Origin of the sequence: Streptomyces sp. TG1A-60, from assembly GCF_037201975.1 — a bacterium.
Classification (GTDB): domain Bacteria; phylum Actinomycetota; class Actinomycetes; order Streptomycetales; family Streptomycetaceae; genus Streptomyces.
On record NZ_CP147520.1, the window covers coordinates 3,067,319 to 3,085,547 of the forward strand.

The 18,229-nt window shown below is 71.7% G+C and carries 17 protein-coding genes, 1 pseudogene and 1 riboswitch; of the genes and pseudogenes, 6 read left to right on the forward strand and 12 right to left on the reverse strand.

Annotation, left to right across the window (positions count from 1 at the left end; all coding sequences use genetic code 11):
* Positions 1–270: 270 nt before the first annotated feature.
* Positions 271–669 (reverse strand): DUF2752 domain-containing protein, encoded by a 399-nt coding sequence (locus WBG99_RS12715; RefSeq protein WP_338896440.1) that lies wholly within the window; start codon positions 667–669, stop codon positions 271–273.
* Positions 662–1,141 (reverse strand): NINE protein, encoded by a 480-nt coding sequence (locus WBG99_RS12720; protein ID WP_338896441.1) that lies wholly within the window; start codon positions 1,139–1,141, stop codon positions 662–664. Before WBG99_RS12720 ends, WBG99_RS12715 begins: the two co-directional genes overlap by 8 nt.
* Before the next feature lie 591 nt (positions 1,142–1,732).
* Between WBG99_RS12720 and WBG99_RS12725 the strand changes: the two genes are divergently transcribed.
* Together WBG99_RS12725 and WBG99_RS12730 are read left to right on the forward strand one after the other, a co-directional pair.
* The gene (locus WBG99_RS12725; RefSeq protein ID WP_338896442.1) at positions 1,733–2,143 is read left to right on the forward strand and encodes a VOC family protein; all 411 of its coding nucleotides are present in this window, start codon (positions 1,733–1,735) and stop codon (positions 2,141–2,143) included.
* Between the two features lie 141 nt (positions 2,144–2,284).
* Positions 2,285–3,067, forward strand: coding sequence for a TetR family transcriptional regulator (locus WBG99_RS12730; RefSeq protein WP_338896443.1), 783 nt, complete (start codon positions 2,285–2,287; stop codon positions 3,065–3,067).
* A 69-nt stretch (positions 3,068–3,136) separates the two neighbouring features.
* Here WBG99_RS12730 and WBG99_RS12735 read toward each other — a convergent pair whose 3' ends face one another.
* The 3 genes from WBG99_RS12735 to WBG99_RS12745 form a co-directional block, all read right to left on the reverse strand.
* A complete protein-coding gene (locus WBG99_RS12735; RefSeq protein WP_338896444.1) occupies positions 3,137–4,690 on the reverse strand; it encodes an ABC transporter substrate-binding protein in 1,554 nt (517 codons plus the stop codon).
* Between the two features lie 169 nt (positions 4,691–4,859).
* Positions 4,860–6,251: a metallophosphoesterase gene (locus WBG99_RS12740; RefSeq protein WP_338896445.1), complete on the reverse strand. Its 1,392-nt coding sequence runs from the start codon at positions 6,249–6,251 to the stop codon at positions 4,860–4,862.
* 4 nt (positions 6,252–6,255) lie between these two features.
* A complete protein-coding gene (locus WBG99_RS12745) occupies positions 6,256–6,510 on the reverse strand; it encodes a hypothetical protein (protein ID WP_338896446.1) in 255 nt (84 codons plus the stop codon).
* A gap of 127 nt (positions 6,511–6,637) precedes the next feature.
* Between WBG99_RS12745 and WBG99_RS12750 the strand changes: the two genes are divergently transcribed.
* Positions 6,638–7,930 carry a D-alanyl-D-alanine carboxypeptidase gene (locus WBG99_RS12750; RefSeq protein WP_338896447.1) on the forward strand — a complete coding sequence of 431 codons (1,293 nt, stop codon included), beginning with the start codon at positions 6,638–6,640 and terminating at the stop codon, positions 7,928–7,930.
* A gap of 11 nt (positions 7,931–7,941) precedes the next feature.
* On the opposite strand, the gene WBG99_RS12755 is transcribed toward WBG99_RS12750, so the two are convergent.
* On the reverse strand, positions 7,942–8,841 hold the full coding sequence (locus WBG99_RS12755) for a YihY/virulence factor BrkB family protein (protein ID WP_338896448.1): 900 nt from the start codon (positions 8,839–8,841) through the stop codon (positions 7,942–7,944).
* 79 nt (positions 8,842–8,920) lie between these two features.
* A pseudogene (locus tag WBG99_RS12760) lies at positions 8,921–9,298 on the reverse strand (decaprenyl-phosphate phosphoribosyltransferase); the annotation flags it as partial.
* Between the two features lie 197 nt (positions 9,299–9,495).
* On the opposite strand from WBG99_RS12760, the gene WBG99_RS12765 reads away from it, so the two are divergent.
* Both WBG99_RS12765 and WBG99_RS12770 read left to right on the forward strand, forming a co-directional pair.
* Positions 9,496–10,515 (forward strand): FAD-binding oxidoreductase, encoded by a 1,020-nt coding sequence (locus WBG99_RS12765; protein WP_338900320.1) that lies wholly within the window; start codon positions 9,496–9,498, stop codon positions 10,513–10,515.
* A gap of 63 nt (positions 10,516–10,578) precedes the next feature.
* Entirely contained in the window at positions 10,579–11,334 is a 756-nt protein-coding gene (locus tag WBG99_RS12770; RefSeq protein ID WP_338896449.1) for a decaprenylphospho-beta-D-erythro-pentofuranosid-2-ulose 2-reductase, read from the forward strand.
* 32 nt (positions 11,335–11,366) lie between these two features.
* Here the strand turns inward: WBG99_RS12770 and WBG99_RS12775 are convergent, their stop codons facing one another.
* The 3 genes from WBG99_RS12775 to trpS form a co-directional block, all read right to left on the reverse strand.
* Complete coding sequence (locus WBG99_RS12775) at positions 11,367–12,632, reverse strand: hypothetical protein (RefSeq protein WP_338896450.1); 1,266 nt, start codon at positions 12,630–12,632, stop codon at positions 11,367–11,369.
* 54 nt (positions 12,633–12,686) lie between these two features.
* The gene (locus WBG99_RS12780; RefSeq protein WP_338896451.1) at positions 12,687–13,268 is read right to left on the reverse strand and encodes a 2'-5' RNA ligase family protein; all 582 of its coding nucleotides are present in this window, start codon (positions 13,266–13,268) and stop codon (positions 12,687–12,689) included.
* Between the two features lie 182 nt (positions 13,269–13,450).
* On the reverse strand, positions 13,451–14,518 hold the full coding sequence (trpS, locus tag WBG99_RS12785; RefSeq protein ID WP_338896452.1) for a tryptophan--tRNA ligase: 1,068 nt from the start codon (positions 14,516–14,518) through the stop codon (positions 13,451–13,453).
* A gap of 142 nt (positions 14,519–14,660) precedes the next feature.
* Between trpS and WBG99_RS12790 the strand changes: the two genes are divergently transcribed.
* Positions 14,661–15,227 (forward strand): sigma-70 family RNA polymerase sigma factor, encoded by a 567-nt coding sequence (locus WBG99_RS12790; RefSeq protein WP_338896453.1) that lies wholly within the window; start codon positions 14,661–14,663, stop codon positions 15,225–15,227.
* 163 nt (positions 15,228–15,390) lie between these two features.
* Here WBG99_RS12790 and WBG99_RS12795 read toward each other — a convergent pair whose 3' ends face one another.
* Positions 15,391–16,839 carry a glycine hydroxymethyltransferase gene (locus tag WBG99_RS12795; RefSeq protein WP_338896454.1) on the reverse strand — a complete coding sequence of 483 codons (1,449 nt, stop codon included), beginning with the start codon at positions 16,837–16,839 and terminating at the stop codon, positions 15,391–15,393.
* A gap of 31 nt (positions 16,840–16,870) precedes the next feature.
* A riboswitch (ZMP/ZTP riboswitch) is annotated at positions 16,871–16,959 on the reverse strand.
* 85 nt (positions 16,960–17,044) lie between these two features.
* On the reverse strand, positions 17,045–18,226 hold the full coding sequence (locus WBG99_RS12800) for a glutathionylspermidine synthase family protein (protein ID WP_338896455.1): 1,182 nt from the start codon (positions 18,224–18,226) through the stop codon (positions 17,045–17,047).
* Positions 18,227–18,229: the final 3 nt, after the last annotated feature.

Here is an 18,229-nt window from a genome sequence, read left to right on the forward strand (position 1 = left end):
GGGCACGGCGAATACCGGCCAACGATCGAGCACGACGATCCCCCGTCATCCCCCCTGTCGTTCTTGCAGCGTAGTGAGACCCGCAGGACACAGGGGAGGGGAACGGGGCGATCGTTCCGATTCCGTGATCCGATTCCAGCCAACTTGCTACAACTGCACGACCTAAAGCGGGCGTAAGGGATTTACGGGGGCCGACGGAGTCAGGTGAAGGGGATTCGCCTGTGACGGTTCCCCCTGGTCGCGGGCTCGCGGGCTCGAAGGCCGCACGTCTCAGCGGAGGTTGCGGACGACCGTCCACGTCACGGCGACGCCCAGGATCAAGGCCTGGGTGCGGGGCTTCAGTTCGGGCCGCCAGCGGCGGCCAAGCAGGCCCTCGACGGCCCAACGGCCCAGCAGCGCGAGGGCGAAGGGCGCGGCGAGCAGCAGCACCCGGTTGTCGTGCCAGGCGGCGCCGAACTGGCCGTGCATCAGGTCGTACACCATGCGGGTACCGCCGCAGGCGGGGCAGAGAAGCCCCGTGACATGGCGGAACGGGCACTGGGGCAGCAGTTGGCCGGGCTCGTGCGGATCCGTGCCGTACAGGTACGCGGCGCCCGCCAGCCCGGCGGCGGCCACCGCGAGGGGGGCCGCCGCCGGGTGCCGGAGGGCGGCGAGGCCGCGCTCAGCCACGCAGGACACGTCCGTCGGAGTCCGTGGTGTCGCTGCTCGTCAGCAGGATGATGCCGTCGACCAGCGCCCAGATGCCGAGGCCGCCGCAGGTGAAGAGCTGTGCGAGACCGAGGCCGACATGACCGATGTAGAACCGGCCGACGCCGAAGGAGCCCAGGAACAGCGAGAGGACGCCCGCGACGATCTTCGACTTGTCGGAGTACGGGCGGCCGTAGGGGTCGTAGCCGTACGGGGCGCTCGGGTCGCCCGTGTACGCACCGCCCGGCGTCGGAGGCACCTGGTAGCCGTAGCCCGGCTGGGCGCCCTGCTGCGGGTACCCGTAGCCCGGCGCGGCACCCGGCTGCTGGTAGCCGCCCTGCGGCGCGCCGTACGGGTTGGCGCCCGGGTCCTGGCCCGGGGCCTTGCCGGGGTACCCGTATCCGGGCTGCGGGGGCTGAGCCGGCTGCTGGGGCTGCTGGGGCTGCTCGGTCACGGTACTGACTCCTGCATGTTGATTGCTTGAGCGGCTGGAATATGGGCTGTCCGTCATATTGCAGGAGGGAAGGGCCCGGAGAGAAGTTGTTACTTCGGCCGGGTCCCACCCGAGGTTCGCATGTGCGCGGAGTCACAGCCCTTCGTCACAGCCGGCCGAGGATCGCCGGATCCGTGATCTCCGCGTCCTTGGCGAGCAGCACCGCCCCGCCGAGGACGACAGCGAGCATACGGCCGCCTTCACGAGGGAGACAGCCGGTCTTCATGGTTCCGTTCCCGGGGCTTCCGTTCCGGTCGGCCCCGGCCGTCACCGTCGCCACGGGGAGACGGCGGGGCGCGGAACCGTGAAGCGGCCGGGGCGGAACGACGGACGCGGGTCAGTCCATGTCCTGCGACATGGGCCCGCAGTCCTCCCGGCCCTCCGGGTCCCGCTGAACGGCGGTCGGCAACTGGTCGACGCCTCCCGGCCACACCGAAGCGGACACTGAGGGTGCGCCCCCGTCATTCCTCCGCGTGTCCGACGTCCCCCGGCCGCGCCCCGTGCGTGTTGTCGCTCACGGGGATCCGTCGACCGAAGCTCTAATCTGATGACATGTCAGCAAATGAGTCATACGAACTGCTCGGCTTCGACAACGTGCTTCTCCCGGTCGGCGACCTCGGGGACGCCGTCTCCTTCTACGAGCGGGCCGGTTTCGCCGTGGCGTTCCGGCTGGACGAGGCCGGGATCGCGGTACTGACGGTGGGCAAGGAGACACCCGGACTGCTGCTGCGCGTTGAAGAGGAGCTGCGGCATCGGCCGCCCGTGTGGGGAGCTGCGCGGGTGTGGCTGGAGGTGCGGGACGCGCGGGACGCGGCGCGGGTGCTCGCGGCGGCGGGCGTGCCTCCCCTTGACCCCCCGTTTCCCGTCGTCACCGGGTGGACCGTGGAGTTCGCGGACCCGTGGGGGAACGTCATCGGGTTCACGGACTACGGCAAACGGCCGGAACTGGGGCGCGCCGGGTGATCGGGCCCGGCCGGGCCGGGCCGGAGCACTGGACGTACGGCCGGCGGTGCGCGGAGTCGTACCGCCCTTCGGCAGGCGCGGCCGTCGCGCCCTCCCTACCACCGCGGCGCCGGCACTCGTATGACTCGTTAGGCTCTGCCCGTGCCCGCAGTGAACGACGACCCCAGCCCGGAGCCCGGCGGCCCCGAGGACGGCACGGAGCAGCCGGGTCCCAAGGGCTCCGCGAAGTCGGAGCAGACCCGTGCGCTCATCCTGGAGACCGCGCTGAGGCTCTTCCAGGATCGGGGGTACGACAAGACGACGATGCGGGCCATCGCGAAGGAGGCCGGGGTCTCCGTCGGGAACGCGTACTACTACTTCGCCGGCAAGGAGCACCTGGTCCAGGGGTTCTACGACCGGATCGGCGCGGAGCACCTGGCGGCGGTCCGGCCGGTGCTGGAGCGGGAGACGGACCTGGAGGCGCGGATCGCCGGGGTGCTGAAGGCGTGGCTGGACGTGGCGGAGCCGTACCACGAGTTCGCGGCGCAGTTCTTCAAGAACGCGGCCGATCCGGACAGCCCCCTCAGCCCCTTCTCACCCGAGTCGGAGGGGCCGCGCGAGGCGTCCATCGCCCTCCACCGGGAGGTGCTCGCCGGGTCCAGGACCAAGGTTCCGGACGAACTGCGGGAAGTCCTCCCCGAGTTGATGTGGCTCTCCCTGATGGGACTCGTCCTGTACTGGGTCTTCGACCGGACGGAGGGACGCGAGCGCAGCTACCGGCTGGCCGAGCGGGGGGCCCGGCTCACCGCCCGGGGCGTCTCCCTGGCACGGTTCCGGGTGCTGCGACCGCTGGTCCGCGACGGGCACGAACTGTTCACGGACTTCCTGCCGGGGATGACGAAGGTGCCGCCGGAGCCCGGGGGCAGGCGGCGAGCAGCGGAGTGATCGCTTCCGGGCGAACGGCGTAAGGCCTACGGGGGAAAGGCCAGGACCCGGCAAGTCAGAGCCTGGCGGTCAGATCCATCGCAGCTTCCACAGCCGGAAGACACCGGTCCCGTCGGACAGGTACTGCGCCCCGCCCACGTCCTCACCGCTGAGTACGTACTCCTTGCGCTGCCACAGCGGAATCAGCGGCACGTCGCGGGCCACGATCTCCTGGAGTTCCCCGAAGTCCGCCGCCGCCCGGCTGCGGTCCTCGTGGCGCCGGCTGTCCTGGACGAGCCGGTCGGCCTGCTCGCTGCTGTAGCCGTTGTCCAGGGAGCCGCCGGTGCCGACGAGGGGCCCGCTGAAGGTGTCGGCGTCGGGATAGTCACCGACCCAGCCGACGCCGTACGCGTCCAACTTTCCGTCGGCATAGCGCCGTTGGAAGTCGGCCCGCTCGTGCGCCCTGGTGGTCACGTAGAACAGCCCGCTCTCCTCCAACTGCTGCTTCAGTTCGGCGGCCTCGACGGTGCCCGAGCCCCGGCCCTCCGCGTAGCCGTAGGTGAAGCGGACGGGCAGGCTCACGCCCGCCTCGTCGAGGAGTGCGCGGGCCCGGTGGGGGTCGGGCTTCGGATAGGCGTCGAAGAACGAGGTGGTGTGGCCGGTGATGCCGGCCGGGATCAGCGAGTACAGCGGGTCGGCGGTGCCCTGGTAGACCTCGGCTACGAGCTTCTCCCGGTTGATCAGCGCGGCCAGTGCCTGCCGTACCCGGCGGTCGTGGAAGGGCGAGTCCGCCCGCACGTTCAGGACGAGGTTGCGGGTCTCTCTGCTGTCCGCCTCCGTGACCCGCTGGTCCGGGTCGCTGGGCGACAGTCCGGCGAGGACCGAGGGCGGCAGGGTGCGGGTGACGACGTCGACCTGCCGCGCCTCCCACGCCTTCCGCAGGGCCGCCGAGTCCTTGTAGAAGCGCATGAGGACGGGGTTGCCGGTGTCCCGGGGCACGCCCCGGTAGGCGTCGTTGGGCGTGAGACGAGCCTGCTTGTCCGTGTACGAGGTCAGCAGGTACGGCCCGGTGCCGTCGGCGCCGCCGTCGGCGCGCAGCCGGCTCGTCGGGTACGTGGTCCGGTCGACGATCGCCCCGGCGCCGGTGGCCACCTTGAACGGGAAGGTGGCGTCCGGCGAGGAGAGACGGAAGCTGACCGACAGCCCGCTCGCACGCACCGACTGGAGGGTGTCGAGCAGCGGGGCGGGGCCCACGTCCGCGTTGATCCGCCTGACCCGGTCGAACGAGTACTTCACGTCGGCCCCGGTCACCTCGCGCCCACTGGGGAACCGCAGACCCCGGCGCAGCGTGCAGCGGTAGACGGTGAGCGCGTTGCCGACGAACTCACAGCTCCGCGCGGCGTCCGGGACGGGCGCGGCGCCGCCCGGTTCGAAGGTCAGCAGCGACTGGAACACATTGCCGAACAGGGCCCAGGACCCGGCGTCGTACGCCCCGGCCGGGTCGAGTGAGGTGACCGTGTCGGTCGTCCCGACGGTGATCGTCCTGTTCTCGTCCCGCTGGGCCTCCAGCAACTGCCAGCCGCCGATCGCCGCGATCGCCAGCACCAGCAGAGACGCGAGAATCCGCAAGCGAACCGACCGCATCGGCGCCCCTTCCAAGGACCCCACCCGGCCCTACGCACAGTGGTTCCGTGATGGCGCGGGATCACCTAACCACAGCCGACTGTGCCGACGGAAGGCAGGTTTTGTGCAGTTCAGAAAGAAGTCAGCAAGTGTGTTGCTCGAAGATGTCCGTATGGCGCCTGACAGTCCGTCATGCCTGCTTCGAGGCCAGCTCCACCACCGTGATGTCCGACGGCGCCCCCACCCGCACCGGCGGCCCCCACGCGCCCGCGCCACGGCTGACGTAGAGCTGGGTGTCGCCGTAGCGTTCGAGACCCGCGAGGGTGGGGTTGGCGGCTTGGGCCACGTAGTTCATGGGCCACATCTGGCCACCGTGGGTGTGCCCGGAGAGCTGGAGGTCGACGCCGTGCTCGACGGCGTCGTGGATCTGGACGGGCTGGTGGGCGAGGAGCACGACGGCCCGCGAGGTGTCCCGGTCGCCGAGCGCCCTGGCGTAGTCGGGGCCCTGGCCCTGGTCCGCGCCCGAGGCGTCGTTCACCCCGGCGAGGTCGAGATACGGCAGCTCCCGGCGGGCGTTCTCCAGCGGGACCAGGCCCAGGCGGCGCACCTCCTCCACCCACTGCTCTACACCGGAGAAGTATTCGTGGTTGCCGGTGACGAAGTAGCTGCCGTGCCGCGCCCTGAGTCCCGCGAGGGGTGCCGCCGCCGGGCCCAGGTCGGCCACGCTGCCGTCGACGAGGTCGCCGACCACCGCGATCAGGTCGGGTTGCGTTGAGTTGATCGTGTCCACGACCTTCTGCGCGAAGCCCCGGCCCAGCAGCGGCCCGAGGTGGATGTCGCTGACCACCGCGATCCGGAAACCGTGGGCCGCGCGCGGGAGTTTCGCCAGCGGCACGGTGACCCGCTTGACCTTGGGGCCGCGTACGACGCCGTAGGTGCCGTAGCCGACGGTCCCGACGGCCGCGGCGGCGACGGCGCCGCCGACGACACGGGAGACGAAGAGACGGCGGGAGGGGTCGGCCGGGGAGGCCGGGGATCCAGGAGCCGTGGGCGATGCGGGCCGGCCGGGCTCGGCGGGAGCCGGCTCGGCGGCCCCGGACCGAGCGGTCACGGGCTCGGCGGCCTCCGTGGACCGAGCGGTCGCGGGCTCGGCTGCCTCCGTGGGCTGGGCGCCCGCCGGGACCGACTCCGGCGCCCGTACCGGCGGCACCGGCTCGGAGCGGGTCTCGGCCTCCGTCCGCTGTGCGGAGACGGCCGGGGCGCGCCGCGCCACCAGCCAGCGCACGAGGGGGCGTACAAGCTCCCCCGCCAGAAGGGCCAGCAGCAGATACAGCGCCAGGGCGAGCCACATGAAGCCGGGCCAGGTGAGCGTCTGCTGCAGCCAGAAGGGGGCGCCACCGCGCTCGGCGGCGAACCCGGCGACCATCAGCACCGGCCCGGCGACGAACACCGCCGTGCCCACGCGTCTGGCGAGGCCCGGCCCGCGTGTCGTGTCGCGCACCAGGCGGCGCCACGCGTACCAGTGCAGCACCCCGAAGGCGCTCAGCACCAGCAGGGCGATGAGGACGAAGACAATGATCATCACGTCATGCTCCCGGTCGCGCGGTCCGGCGAAGGGCGCGCACCGCGCGCAACCCGATGACCCCGATGGCCGTCCCAAGAGCAAGGGAGACGACGGCGAGCGTCAGATGCACCCAGAAGTACGCCGTCGGATCACCCGCGTCGTCGAACGCGAGCCCGCTGCCGTCCTTCCACAAGTTCCTGATGAAAGTGACCCAGATGACCCAACTCCACACGCCGAAGGCGAGCAGGAACCAGGCGAGGGGGCGGCTGAGCTTCATACGTTCAGTATCGCCGCCGATCGCACCCCGCTCGCGCCGGGGTGCGAGCGGGGGCGTGAGCGGCGACGGGGGCGCCGCCGAGTGCGGTGATGGGATTTACCGGTCAAAGCCATGTACTTTCTCGATCGTGCCCGCCTCCAAGAAGACCATCAGGCCCCCGCTGCTGGTCACCTCCGCCACCCTGCTGTCCCTCTCGCTGACGTCCCTGACGACGCTGACGGCCGCCCCGGCCTTCGCGGCGAAGCCCTCACCGAGTCCGAGCGTCTCGCCGTCCGCGACTCCCCCGGCGACCATGTCGACCGTCGGCGGCGAACTGCTGGGCAAGCCGGGTACGCAGGCCGACCTGGGCAGCGATGCGCCCGTGGTGCCCAAGGGCATCAGCGCCCGCTCGTGGATCGTCGCGGACGCCGAGTCGGGCGAGGTGCTGGCCGCGCACAACGCACACTGGCGGCTGGCCCCGGCGAGCACGCTGAAGATGCTGTTCGCGGACACGCTGCTGCCGAAGTTCAACAGGGACGAGAAGCACAAGGTGGCCCCCTCCGACCTGGCGGACATCGGCTCGGGCTCCAGCATGGTCGGCATAAAGGAGGACGAGACGTACACCGTCCACGATCTGTGGCTCGGCGTCTTCCTTCGCTCCGGCAACGACGCCGTGCACGTGCTGTCGGCGATGAACGGCGGTGTGGAGCAGACCGTCGCGGACATGAACGAGCACGCCGAGGAGCTCCAGGCCCTCGACACGCACGCGGTCAGCCCGGACGGCTACGACGCCAAGGGGCAGGTGTCGTCCGCGTACGACCTGACCCTGATCGCCCGGTCGGGCCTGCAGAAGAAGGACTTCAGGGAGTACTGCTCCACCGTGCGCGCGAAGTTCCCGGGCGAGACCAAGAAGGGCGAGAACGGCGAGAAGAGCCGCTCCTCCTTCGAGATCCAGAACACCAACCGGCTGCTCACCGGGGACAGCGGCCTCGACTCGTACCAGGGCATCGCGGGTGTGAAGAACGGCAACACCACGCACGCGGGTGCCACGTTCACCGGGGTCGCCGAGCGGGACGGCAGGGTACTCCTCGTCACCGTCATGCATCCGGAGAAGGACGGGTACAACCAGGTCTACAAGGAGACCGCGAGCCTGTTCGACTGGGGGTTCTCGGCGGCGGGCAAGGTGACGCCGGTGGGCGAGCTGGTGCCGCCGAAGGGGGCGGACACCTCCGGTGGGGATGCCGAACCGAGTGCGCAGCCGGGGGCCACGGCGTCGGCGTCCGCCTCCGGCGGGGCGGGCGGCAAGTCCGTGGCGGTGTCCGCCGCCGGCGGGTCCAGCGGGATGGGGGTCGCGTTGGGGATCACCGGTGGGGTGTTGGTCCTGCTGGCCGGCGGGGTGTTCCTGGTCAACCGCAAGTGGCCTCTGGGCGGGCGGAAGTAACCCGGAAGCGATCAGGCGCCACCGGTCTCGTCCGGCGCGCCGGCATCCTCTGTCTCCCCGCCTTCCTTGCTGTCCTCCGCCGTCCAGGCCGCGCAGTACAGCAGGAGCTTGGCCGTGAAGTTGATCCACAGGAGCAGGGCGACGGGGACGCCGAAGGCGCCGTACATGCTCTTGGCGGCGATGCCCTGCATGTAGCCGCTGAGGAGGAGCTTGAGGAGTTCGAAGCCGACCGCTCCGAGAAGGGCGGCCACGACGAGGCGGCGGCGGGGTGGCTGGACGCCGGGGAGCAGGGTGAGGACGTAGAGGAGGAGCAGGAAGTCGGCGAGGACGGCGACCGCGAAGGCGGCGTGGCGCAGGAGGAGGCCGCCCCAGCCGTCGCTGTCGATGCCGAGCTGGTCGGCGAACCGGCCGACGGCCCAGGAGGCGACGGTGGAGGCGGCCAGGGAGACGAGGACGGCGCCGCCGAGGCCGAGCAGGACGCCCGTGTCCTTGGCCTTGACGAGGACGGGGTTCTCGTCGGGGTCCGGTTTCTCCCAGACCGCGCGCAGACAGCCCCGCATCTCGCCGACCCAGCGGATGCCGGTGAGGAGCAGCAGCGCGCCGGCGATGATCCCGACGGTGCCGGCGTTGTCGATCAGGCCGGCGATGTCGAGCTCGTCGGAGATGCCGGGCACCTGCTCGGAGAGCCGGTCCTCCAGTTCCTGCTGCCGGCCCTCGCCGAGGGTCGCCGCGGCGATGGCGGCGGCCACGGTCAGCAGCGGGAACAGCGCCAGGAAGCTGATGAAGGTCATCGCCGCGGCCAGCCGCGTCCACTTCACCCGCTCCAGCCGTTCGTACGAGCGCCACGCGTGCGTGGTCATCAGGCGCTCGACCAGCGGGCCGACCCCGGGGAGCTTCTTCAGCCAGTCCATGAGCCGACTCTGCCCCGGTTGTGGTCGGCCGATGCCGAGTACCCCCGGCCGGGGCGGCTCACCAGTCGGCCACCGCCAGCTAGTACGTGGTCGGCCACACCACCCCGATGAGGGTGAGCGCCCGGTCGCGCAGCACCACGTCCTCGGGCTCTCCCACCGTGCCCCGGTCGGCGAAGACGGCGTAGCCGAGCACGGCGACCCCGGCGGCCGACTGCCACACGAAGCGCAGGTGTCCGGCCGTGTACTCGGTGGGCAGCGACCGTGTCGCTCCGGCCCGGTCGGCCGTCCGCACGGCCTCCGAGTACCGTTCGGCCGCCCCCATGAACAGCGCGCCGAACCCGGTGGTGATCAGGAACCAGCGCGAGAGCGGGATGTCCGGCGCGATCCCGCCGATCACCGCCAGCATCACGAACCCGGTGGTGACGACCGCCAGGTCGACGACCAGCACATGCTTGAGGACATCCCATTAATCACCCGTTTCGGTGAGGCGCCCGAGCAGCCGCACCGCCGCGCCCGATACACACCCGTACGCGGCGATACGGTCGCGGGCATGCCAGCCGACGCCGCCGCAGCCTCCCCGACTCCCGCGCCCCCTCCCCCGGCCGCACCACACCCGTCACCGGCTGGGGCGGCACCGCCCCGACCGCCGCCCGGCTGATCCGCCCGCGTACGTACGAGGAGGCCCTGACCGCCGTACGGACCTGCGGGGCACACGGCGGGATCGCCCGGGGGCTGGGGCGCGCGTACGGGGACGCGGCGCAGAACGCGGGCGGGGCCGTCCTCGACATGACGGCCCTCGACCGCGTCCACGCCATCGACGCCGACGACGGCACCGTCCTGTGCGACGCGGGTGTCTCCCTGCACCGGCTGATGGAGGTGCTGCTCCCGCTGGGCTGGTTCGTGCCGGTGACCCCCGGAACCCGCCAGGTGACCGTGGGGGGCGCCATCGCGGCCGACATCCACGGCAAGAACCACCATGTCTCCGGGTCGTTCGCCCGCCACGTCCTGTCCCTCGAACTGCTGACGGCGGACGGCGAGATCCGTATGGTCGTCCCCGGCACCCCGCTGTTCGACGCCACGGCGGGCGGCATGGGCCTGACCGGTGTCATCCTGACCGCGGCCGTGCGTCTCCTTCCCGTCGAGACGGCCTGGATGTCCGTCGACACCGAACGCGCCGGCGACCTCGACGACCTCCTCGCCCGGCTGACGGCCACCGACCGCCACCACCGCTACTCCGTAGCCTGGATCGACCTGCTCGCCCGCGGCGCGTCGACGGGCCGTGGGGTCCTCACGCGCGGCGACCACGCGCCCCTGGAAGCTCTCCGGCCGCGCCAGATCGTGGGCCGGATCTCGGCGCGCCGCTGCCCCTCCTTCCTCGCCGTCCTGAAGCGCTTCGGCGAGGGCGACGACGGCTGGCTGTCCTTCCCGATGCCCGGCTGGACCCTCGCCCTGGACGTCCCGGCGGGCCTGCCGGGCCTCGGTGCCTTCCTGGACGGCTTCGACGAGGAGGTCGCGGCGGCCGGCGGACGCGTCTACCTGGCCAAGGACGCCCGTCTGCGCCCCGAACTGGTGGCCGCGATGTATCCCCGGCTGCCCGAGTTCCGCGCGCTGCGGGAGGAGTTGGACCCACGCGGCGTCTTCGTGTCGGACCTGGCCCGCCGCCTGGACCTGTAGAGACCCGCGGAAGACCGGCACAGGCCTCTCGGAAAACCCCTGTCCCCCACCCCAGGAGCTGTCATGAAGGACGCCTTCGGCACCCCCCAGTCCCTGCTGATCCTCGGCGGCGCGTCGGACATCGCGCTCGCCACCGCGCGCCGTCTGATCGCCCGCCGCACCCGCACGGTGTGGCTTGCGGGCCGCCCGTCGCCGGACCTGGAGAACGCGGCCGTGCACCTGCGCGGCCTCGGCGCCGAGACCCACACGATCACCTTCGACGCGCTCGACTCCGAGTCCCACGAGGCGATCCTGGGCAAGGTCTTCGCCGAAGGCGACATCGACATGGTCCTCCTCGCCTTCGGTGTGCTCGGCGACCAGGCGAACGACGAACGCGACCCGGTGTCCGCCGCGCGGGTCGCCCAGACCAACTACACGGGCGCCGTGTCGGCCTCCCTGGTCTGCGCCCGCGCCCTCCAGACGCAGGGCCACGGCTCGCTCGTCGTCCTGTCGTCCGTCGCCGCCGAGCGGGCCCGCCGCTCCGACTTCATCTACGGCTCCAGCAAGGCCGGCCTCGACACCTTCACCCAGGGCCTCGGCGACGCCCTCCACAACACCGGCGTCCACGTCATGCTCGTCCGCCCCGGCTTCGTCCGCACGCGCATGACCGCCGGCCTGCCGCAGGCCCCCCTGGCTACGACCCCGGAGGCGGTGGCCTGCGCCATCGAACTGGGGCTGCGACGGCGCTCGGAGACGGTGTGGGTGCCGGGCGCGCTCCGGCTGGTGATGGCGACGCTGAGGCACATGCCGAGGGCGGTGTTCCGCCGCCTGCCGCTGTAACAGGGGTGGCCCCTCGCGCGTGCCCGCTACGGTCAGCCCTCCCGGAGCGACACCACGACGGCCTTGCTCATCGGATTCCCGCTCTGGTTGACCTGCACGTGCCCGACCCCGATCACCCGGTCCGTCCCCGGCAGCCGCGCCAGCTCGTCCAGCCACAGCGACTGCCGGGAGTCCTTGCGGACCCCGCCCTCGTTCGGCAACCGGGACCGCGTGATCTTGACGCACGTACCGTCCGCGGCGAGATACCGATTCCCGTCCAGGAACAGGCCCTTGCCCCCGTCCCGCGACACCGGCACCCGCTCGGCGCACTCCCCCGCGACGGCCGGCTGATCCACCCACTCCCGGCCCTCCCAGCGGATGCGTACCGCCTCGTCGTCGGGCTCGTCCTCGGCCTCACCGTGGTTGAAGGAGTGCGACCCGTAGGCGCGTACGTCGTCCTTCGCGAGGGCGACGACGAGGTCGAGCGAGGCGCCGGGCTCGGGCGGCACCGGCTCCGGGAAGTGGTACTCGGGGGTCTCGGTGCGCTCCCACGTACGGCCGTCCCAGTGCGCGGCGACGGGCTGGGTGAGCTCGGTCTCGCCGGCGCCGTCCGCCGCGTCGGTGTTCCGGTACCCCACGGCCCACAGGTCGTCCGTCGCGATGCCGTCGAGGGACGCGACACCGCTGGTGGGCAGGGGCATGGCGGTCCACCGGGTGCCGTCCCAGTGCTGGGCCCGGTTCTCACCGGCGAGAACCCAGACGTCGTCCGGGCCGAAGGCCCTGAGGTCGACGAGCCGACCGCTCGGCGCCTCCAGCGCGGTCCAGGAGGCGCCGTCCCAGCGAGTGATCCGTGTCCCGCCCTGTCCGCCGTAGCCGGTGGACGCGGTCAGCCAGACCTCGCCGGACCCGGTCGGTCCCGCCGCGCCGACCGGGTCCAGCCGGACGTGCGCCAGGTCCGTGCCGAGGCCCCCCGGGAGCGGCTGCTCCCGCCAGTCCGTGCCGTCGTAGCGCAGCAGGAACTGCTCCCGCGCCCCGCCCGAGCCCTCCCGGCTCCCGTAGGCCCAGATGTCGTCCTCGGCGACCACGGCCATGTCCCCGAGGCTCGCGGAGCCGTCGAGAATCCGGTCGTACGCCCAGGACATGCGCTTCTTCGCGGACTCCCCGGATCCCGGGCCGGACGCCGCACCGGATCCCGGGCCGGACGTCTTCCCGGACTGCTCCCCGGCGCCCGCCGAACCACCCGGCGCTCCGCATCCGGCCACGGCGAAGACGCAGGTGACGGTGAAAGCGGCGAGCAGCGCCATGCCGGTCCCGCGCATCCGGTTGCTCCCTCTCTTGCCCTGCCCTGCCGTACCTCGGCGCCGCCGGGCCCGTCAGTGCGCCGGAAGCGTCGTGTCCCCGACCGGCGCCCCCGCCTGCGGCGGGACGACGGACCCGCCGAACGTGAACTCGCGGAGCTTGCGCCAGACCCCGTCGGCGCCCTGCTCGTAGAGCGCGAAGCCGGTGCAGGGCCACTGCGCCTCGTACGCGGCGAGCTCCTCGAACGCCCGGTCCATCGCCTCGTCGGAGATGCCGTGCGCCACCGTGACGTGCGGGTGGTACGGGAAGTTCAGCTCGCGCGCCACCGGCCCCGAGACATCCCGGACCTGCTTCTGCAACCACGTGCAGGCCTCGGCCCCTTCGACGACCTGTACGAAGACGACGGGTGACAGCGGACGGAACGTGCCCGTGCCGGACAGCCGCATCGGGAAGGGCCGGCCGGCCGCCGCGACCTCGACGAGGTGCGTCTCGATCGCCGGCAGCGCGGCGTCCTCGACCTCGGTCGGCGGCAGCAGGGTGACATGGGTGGGGATGCCGTGAGCCGCGGCGTCGCCGAAGCCCGCGCGCAGCTGCTGGAGCTGGCTGCCGTGGGGCTCCGGGACCGCGATCGACACACCGATCGTTACGGTCCCCACGTCATCTCCTGTCGTCGTGTCATGCGTCTTGTCGTACGGCCCTGTCGGTCGCACCGGCTATCGACTGTACGGCCACGGTGGTGTTCCGGGCAGGCGCAGCGGGAGTGATGTGCGGCGCTGTCGGTGGTGCGAACGGTGGTGCGTTCGGCGCTCGGGTGCCGAGGTGCTGCGAGTGGTCCGGCTCAGTGCTTGGCGGGCAGGAGGCCCACCTTGTCGTACGCCTGGGAGAGGGTCTCCGCGGCGACGGCGCGCGCCTTCTCGGCTCCCTTGGCCAGGATCGAGTCGAGCGTCTCCGGGTCGTCCAGATACTGCTGGGTGCGCTCCCGGAAGGGCGCCACGAAGTCGACCATGGCCTCGGCGAGGTCCGTCTTGAGCGCACCGTAGCCCTTGCCGACGTACTTCTGCTCCAGATCCGCGATACCCGCCCCGGTCAGGGTCGAGTAGATGCTCAGCAGGTTGCTGACGCCCGGCTTCTCCACGGTGTCGAAGCGGATCACCGTGTCGGTGTCGGTGACCGCGCTCTTGACCTTCTTCGCGGTGACCTTCGGGTCGTCGAGCAGGTTGATCAACCCCTTGGGGGTCGACGCCGACTTGCTCATCTTGATCGTGGGGTCCTGGAGGTCGTAGATCTTCGCCGTCTCCTTCAGGATGTACGGCTTCGGGACCGTGAAGGTCTCGCCGAAGCGGCCGTTGAACCGCTCGGCGAGGTCCCGGGTGAGCTCGATGTGCTGGCGCTGGTCCTCGCCGACCGGGACCTCGTTCGCCTGGTACAGCAGGATGTCGGCGACCTGGAGGATCGGGTACGTGAAGAGGCCGACGCTCGCGCGGTCGGCGCCCTGCTTGGCGGACTTGTCCTTGAACTGGGTCATGCGGGAGGCCTCGCCGAAGCCGGTGAGGCAGTTCATGACCCAGCCGAGCTGCGCGTGCTCGGGGACGTGGCTCTGGACGAAGAGCGTGCACCGCTCAGGGTCGAGACCGGCGGCGAGGAGCTGGGCGGCCGCGAGCCGGGTGTTGGCCCGCAGGTCCGCGGGGTCCTGCGCGACGGTGATCGCGTGCAGGTCGACGACCATGTAGAACGCGTCGTGGGACTCCTGCAGGGCCACCCACTGGCGGACGGCGCCGAGGTAGTTGCCGAGGTGGAACGAGCCTGCGGTGGGCTGGATTCCGGAGAGCACTCGCAATGGGGGCAGCGGCGCGGAGCGCCCCGCTTGAGGGCGGTCGTGGGCGACGGATGGGCGGTCAGAGGCCATGCTCACCATTCTCTCAGGTGTCCGGGCCCGCTCCGGAACCGACCGGAAACAGATGCGACACGGGTGGGAACCGATCCGGCTCGGGCGGTGTACCAGTTGTGTGAGAACGCGGGAGGGGGGCCGCATCGTCGATGAGGCCGCGGTGATCGCGCGTGTACGCGCCGGTGAGCCGGAGGCGTATGCGGAGCTGGTGCGCGCCCACACGGGCATCGCGCTGCGGGCGGCCCGTGCGCTGGGCGCCGGCGCGGACGCGGAGGACGTGGTGCAGCAGGCCTTCTTCAAGGCGTACCGCTCACTGGGTCGCTTCCGGGACGGCGCGGCGTTCCGGCCATGGCTGCTGTCGATCGTTGCCAATGAGACGAGAAACACAGTGCGGACAGCCGGGCGCCAGCGCACCCTGGTCGACCGCGAGGCGGCCTGCGCGGAGGCCGAGCCACTGATACCACTGTCGGCCGACCCCGCGGTCGCCGCGCAGGAGACGGAGCGCCGCGTCGCCCTCCTGGGCGCCCTGGAACAGCTGAGCGAGGAGCACCGCCTGGTCGTCACCTACCGCTATCTGCGCAGCTGCGGAAGCTGCTCAACGGCCTGGGAGTCCTGGGCATGGCCCCCGGCGCCCCGGCGCGTGGCGAGCAGCCGTCGGGCGACTCACCGGCCTACACCGACGGGACGACCGCCGCCTCCCGGGCGACGACAAGCCGTCCCGACCTGACCGACCGGGCCCAGTGGGCTATACCCGCCTTGGCCCTGGGCCTGCTCCGCGGCGCCGGAGGCGCCACGCTCCTCCGGCGCCGCGCGGCGGCCCGGCACGGGTCCGGACCACCGCGGGAGCCACGTCAGGAGCTGCTGGACGCCTGACCGGCGGCCGTGAGGGGTCAGCCGAGGTCGATCTCCGGGTACAGCGGGAAGCCGGCGACGAGGTCGGTGGCTCGGCGGGAGATCTCGTCGGCGACCTTCGCGTCGAACACGTGCTGGGCTTTGGAGGGCGCGCCCGACTTGGTGGTCCCGGGCTCGGTGGTGGTGAGGACGCGGTCGATGAGACCGGCGACCTCGTCCATCTCGGCGGTGCCCAGGCCCCGCGTGGTCAGGGCGGGCGTACCGATGCGGATGCCGGAGGTGTACCAGGCGCCGTTCGGGTCGGCCGGGATGGCGTTGCGGTTGGTGACGATGCCGGAGTCGAGCAGCGCGGCCTCGGCCTGGCGGCCGGTGAGGCCGTAGGAGGTGGCGACGTCGATGAGGTTGAGGTGGTTGTCGGTGCCGCCGGTGACCAGGGTGGCGCCCCGGCGCATCAGGCTCTCGGCGAGGGCACGGGAGTTGTCGACGATGCGCTGGGCGTAGTCCTGGAAGGCGGGCCGGCGGGCCTCGGCGAGGGCGACGGCCTTGGCGGCCATGACATGCGGGAGGGGGCCGCCGAGGACCATCGGGCAGCCTCGGTCGACCTGGTCCTTGAGGGACTCGTCGCACAGGACCATGCCGCCGCGCGGGCCGCGCAGCGACTTGTGGGTGGTCGTGGTGACGATCTGGGCGTGCGGTACGGGGTCGAAGTCGCCGGTGAGGACCTTGCCGGCGACGAGGCCCGCGAAGTGCGCCATGTCCACCATGAGCGTGGCGCCGACCTCGTCGGCGATCTCGCGCATGATTCGGAAGTTCACGAGACGGGGGTAGGCGGAGTAGCCGGCGACGATGATCAGCGGCTTGAAGTCACGGGCGGAGGTGCGCAGGGCCTCGTAGTCGATGAGGCCGGTGGCGGGGTCCGTTCCGTAGGAGCGCTGGTCGAACATCTTGCCGGAGATGTTCGGGCGGAAGCCGTGGGTGAGGTGGCCGCCGGCGTCCAGGGACATTCCGAGCATGCGCTGGTTGCCGAAGGCATGGCGCAGTTCGGCCCAGTCGGCCTCGGAGAGGTCGTTGACCTGGCGGGCGCCGGCCTTCGCCAGGAACGGGACCTCGACGCGGTCGGCGAGGACGGACCAGAACGCGACGAGGTTGGCGTCGATGCCGGAGTGCGGCTGGACGTAGGCGTGACGGGCGCCGAAGAGCTCGCGCGCGTGCTCGGCGGCGAGGGACTCCACCGTGTCGACGTTGCGGCAGCCGGCGTAGAAGCGGCGGCCGATGGTGCCCTCGGCGTACTTGTCGCTGAACCAGTTGCCCATGGCCAGGAGGGTGGCCGGGGAGGCGTAGTTCTCGGAGGCGATCAGCTTGAGCATCTCGCGCTGGTCGGCGACCTCCTGACCGATGGCGTCGGCCACGCGCGGCTCGACGGCGCGGATCACGTCGAGTGCGGCACGGAAGGCGGTGGACTCGTGGGAAAGGGGCTCGGCTGACATGGGGACCTCCGGACGTGGCGTTCAGCGTTCACGGTACGGCCCAGGCGCACGGCACTCGTCTTCCCCGGGCCGCTCCCCGATGGTCCGTCCCATCCCAGCGCGCCAGTCACGGCCCGACGGTCACCCTATCGGGCGCCCGGGAGCTGCGGGCCCGGACGTCCACCATGCGAGCGACGGGAGCGACGGGAGGAGGAGACGGCGGACGTCAGAGGATCACGTGCGGGAGGAAGCGGGCGTACTCGTCCGTGACCAGGCCCGAGGATTCGCGGATACCGAGGCCTGCCGAGGCGTCCTCGACGACCCAGGCGCCGAGGACGACGTGGTTGTCGTCGAAGGTGGGGAGGGGGGCCAGCTCCTGGTAGCAGCAGGGCTCTTCGCGGGTGACGGGGGCGCGGCCCGGGTCGTGGAGGGTGACGCCGGCGCCCTCGCGGCCGAGGAGGGGCTTGGCGACGTAGCCGGTGGTGGTGGCCAGTTCGCGGGGGCCGTCGAGATAGGCGGGGAGGAGGTTGGGGTGACCGGGGTACAGCTCCCAGAGGACGGCGAGGAGGGCCTTGTTGCTGAGGAGCATCTTCCAGGCGGGCTCGATCCACATCGTGGTCCCGGTGCCGCCGCCGTTGTCGAGGGTGGCGAGGACGTGCGGGGCGAAGCGGTCGGTGGTGAGCCACTCCCAGGGGTAGAGCTTGAAGATGCTGCGGATGAAGCGGAGCTTCCTGTCGACGAAGCGCTCGGAGAGGCGGTCCCAGCCGATGTCCTCCATGGAGATCCAGTCGGTGTCGAGGCCGGCCTGTTCGGCGGTCTCCTTCAGATACGCGACCGTCATCAGGTCCTCCCCGAGTTCGTCGCCGGCGGAGTGCGCGAAGTAGAGGGGGCCGGGTGGGAGGAGGCGGGACTGCTTCTTCCAGGCGTCGACGAGGCGTTCGTGGAGGGAGTTCCACTGGTCGGCGCCCGGGAAGCGTTCCTCCATCCAGAACCACTGGGGGCCGGCCGCCTCGACCAGCGAGGTCGGGGTGTCGGCGTTGTACTCCAGCAGCTTGGCGGGGCCGGTCCCGTCGTAGCGCAGGTCGAAGCGGCCGTAGACGGACGGCAGTTCGGCCCGGCGGCGCCAGGCCTCGGCGACGAGGCGGGCGAGGCGCGGGTCGGTGATGCCGAGGTCGGCGAAGCGGTCCCCGGCCACGATGTGCTCGGCGGCGGCCAGGCACATGACGTGCAGTTCCTCGACGACCTCCTCCAGCGCCTCGACCTCGGGGAGCGAGAAGACGTAGTACGCGCTCTCGTCCCAGTACGGGCGCAGGGAACCGTCCGGGTGGCGGGTCAGCGGGTAGATGAGCCCCTGTTCCTCGACGGTCTCCTGCCAGCCCGGCCGGGGTTCGATGGTGCGGCGTTCCATGGC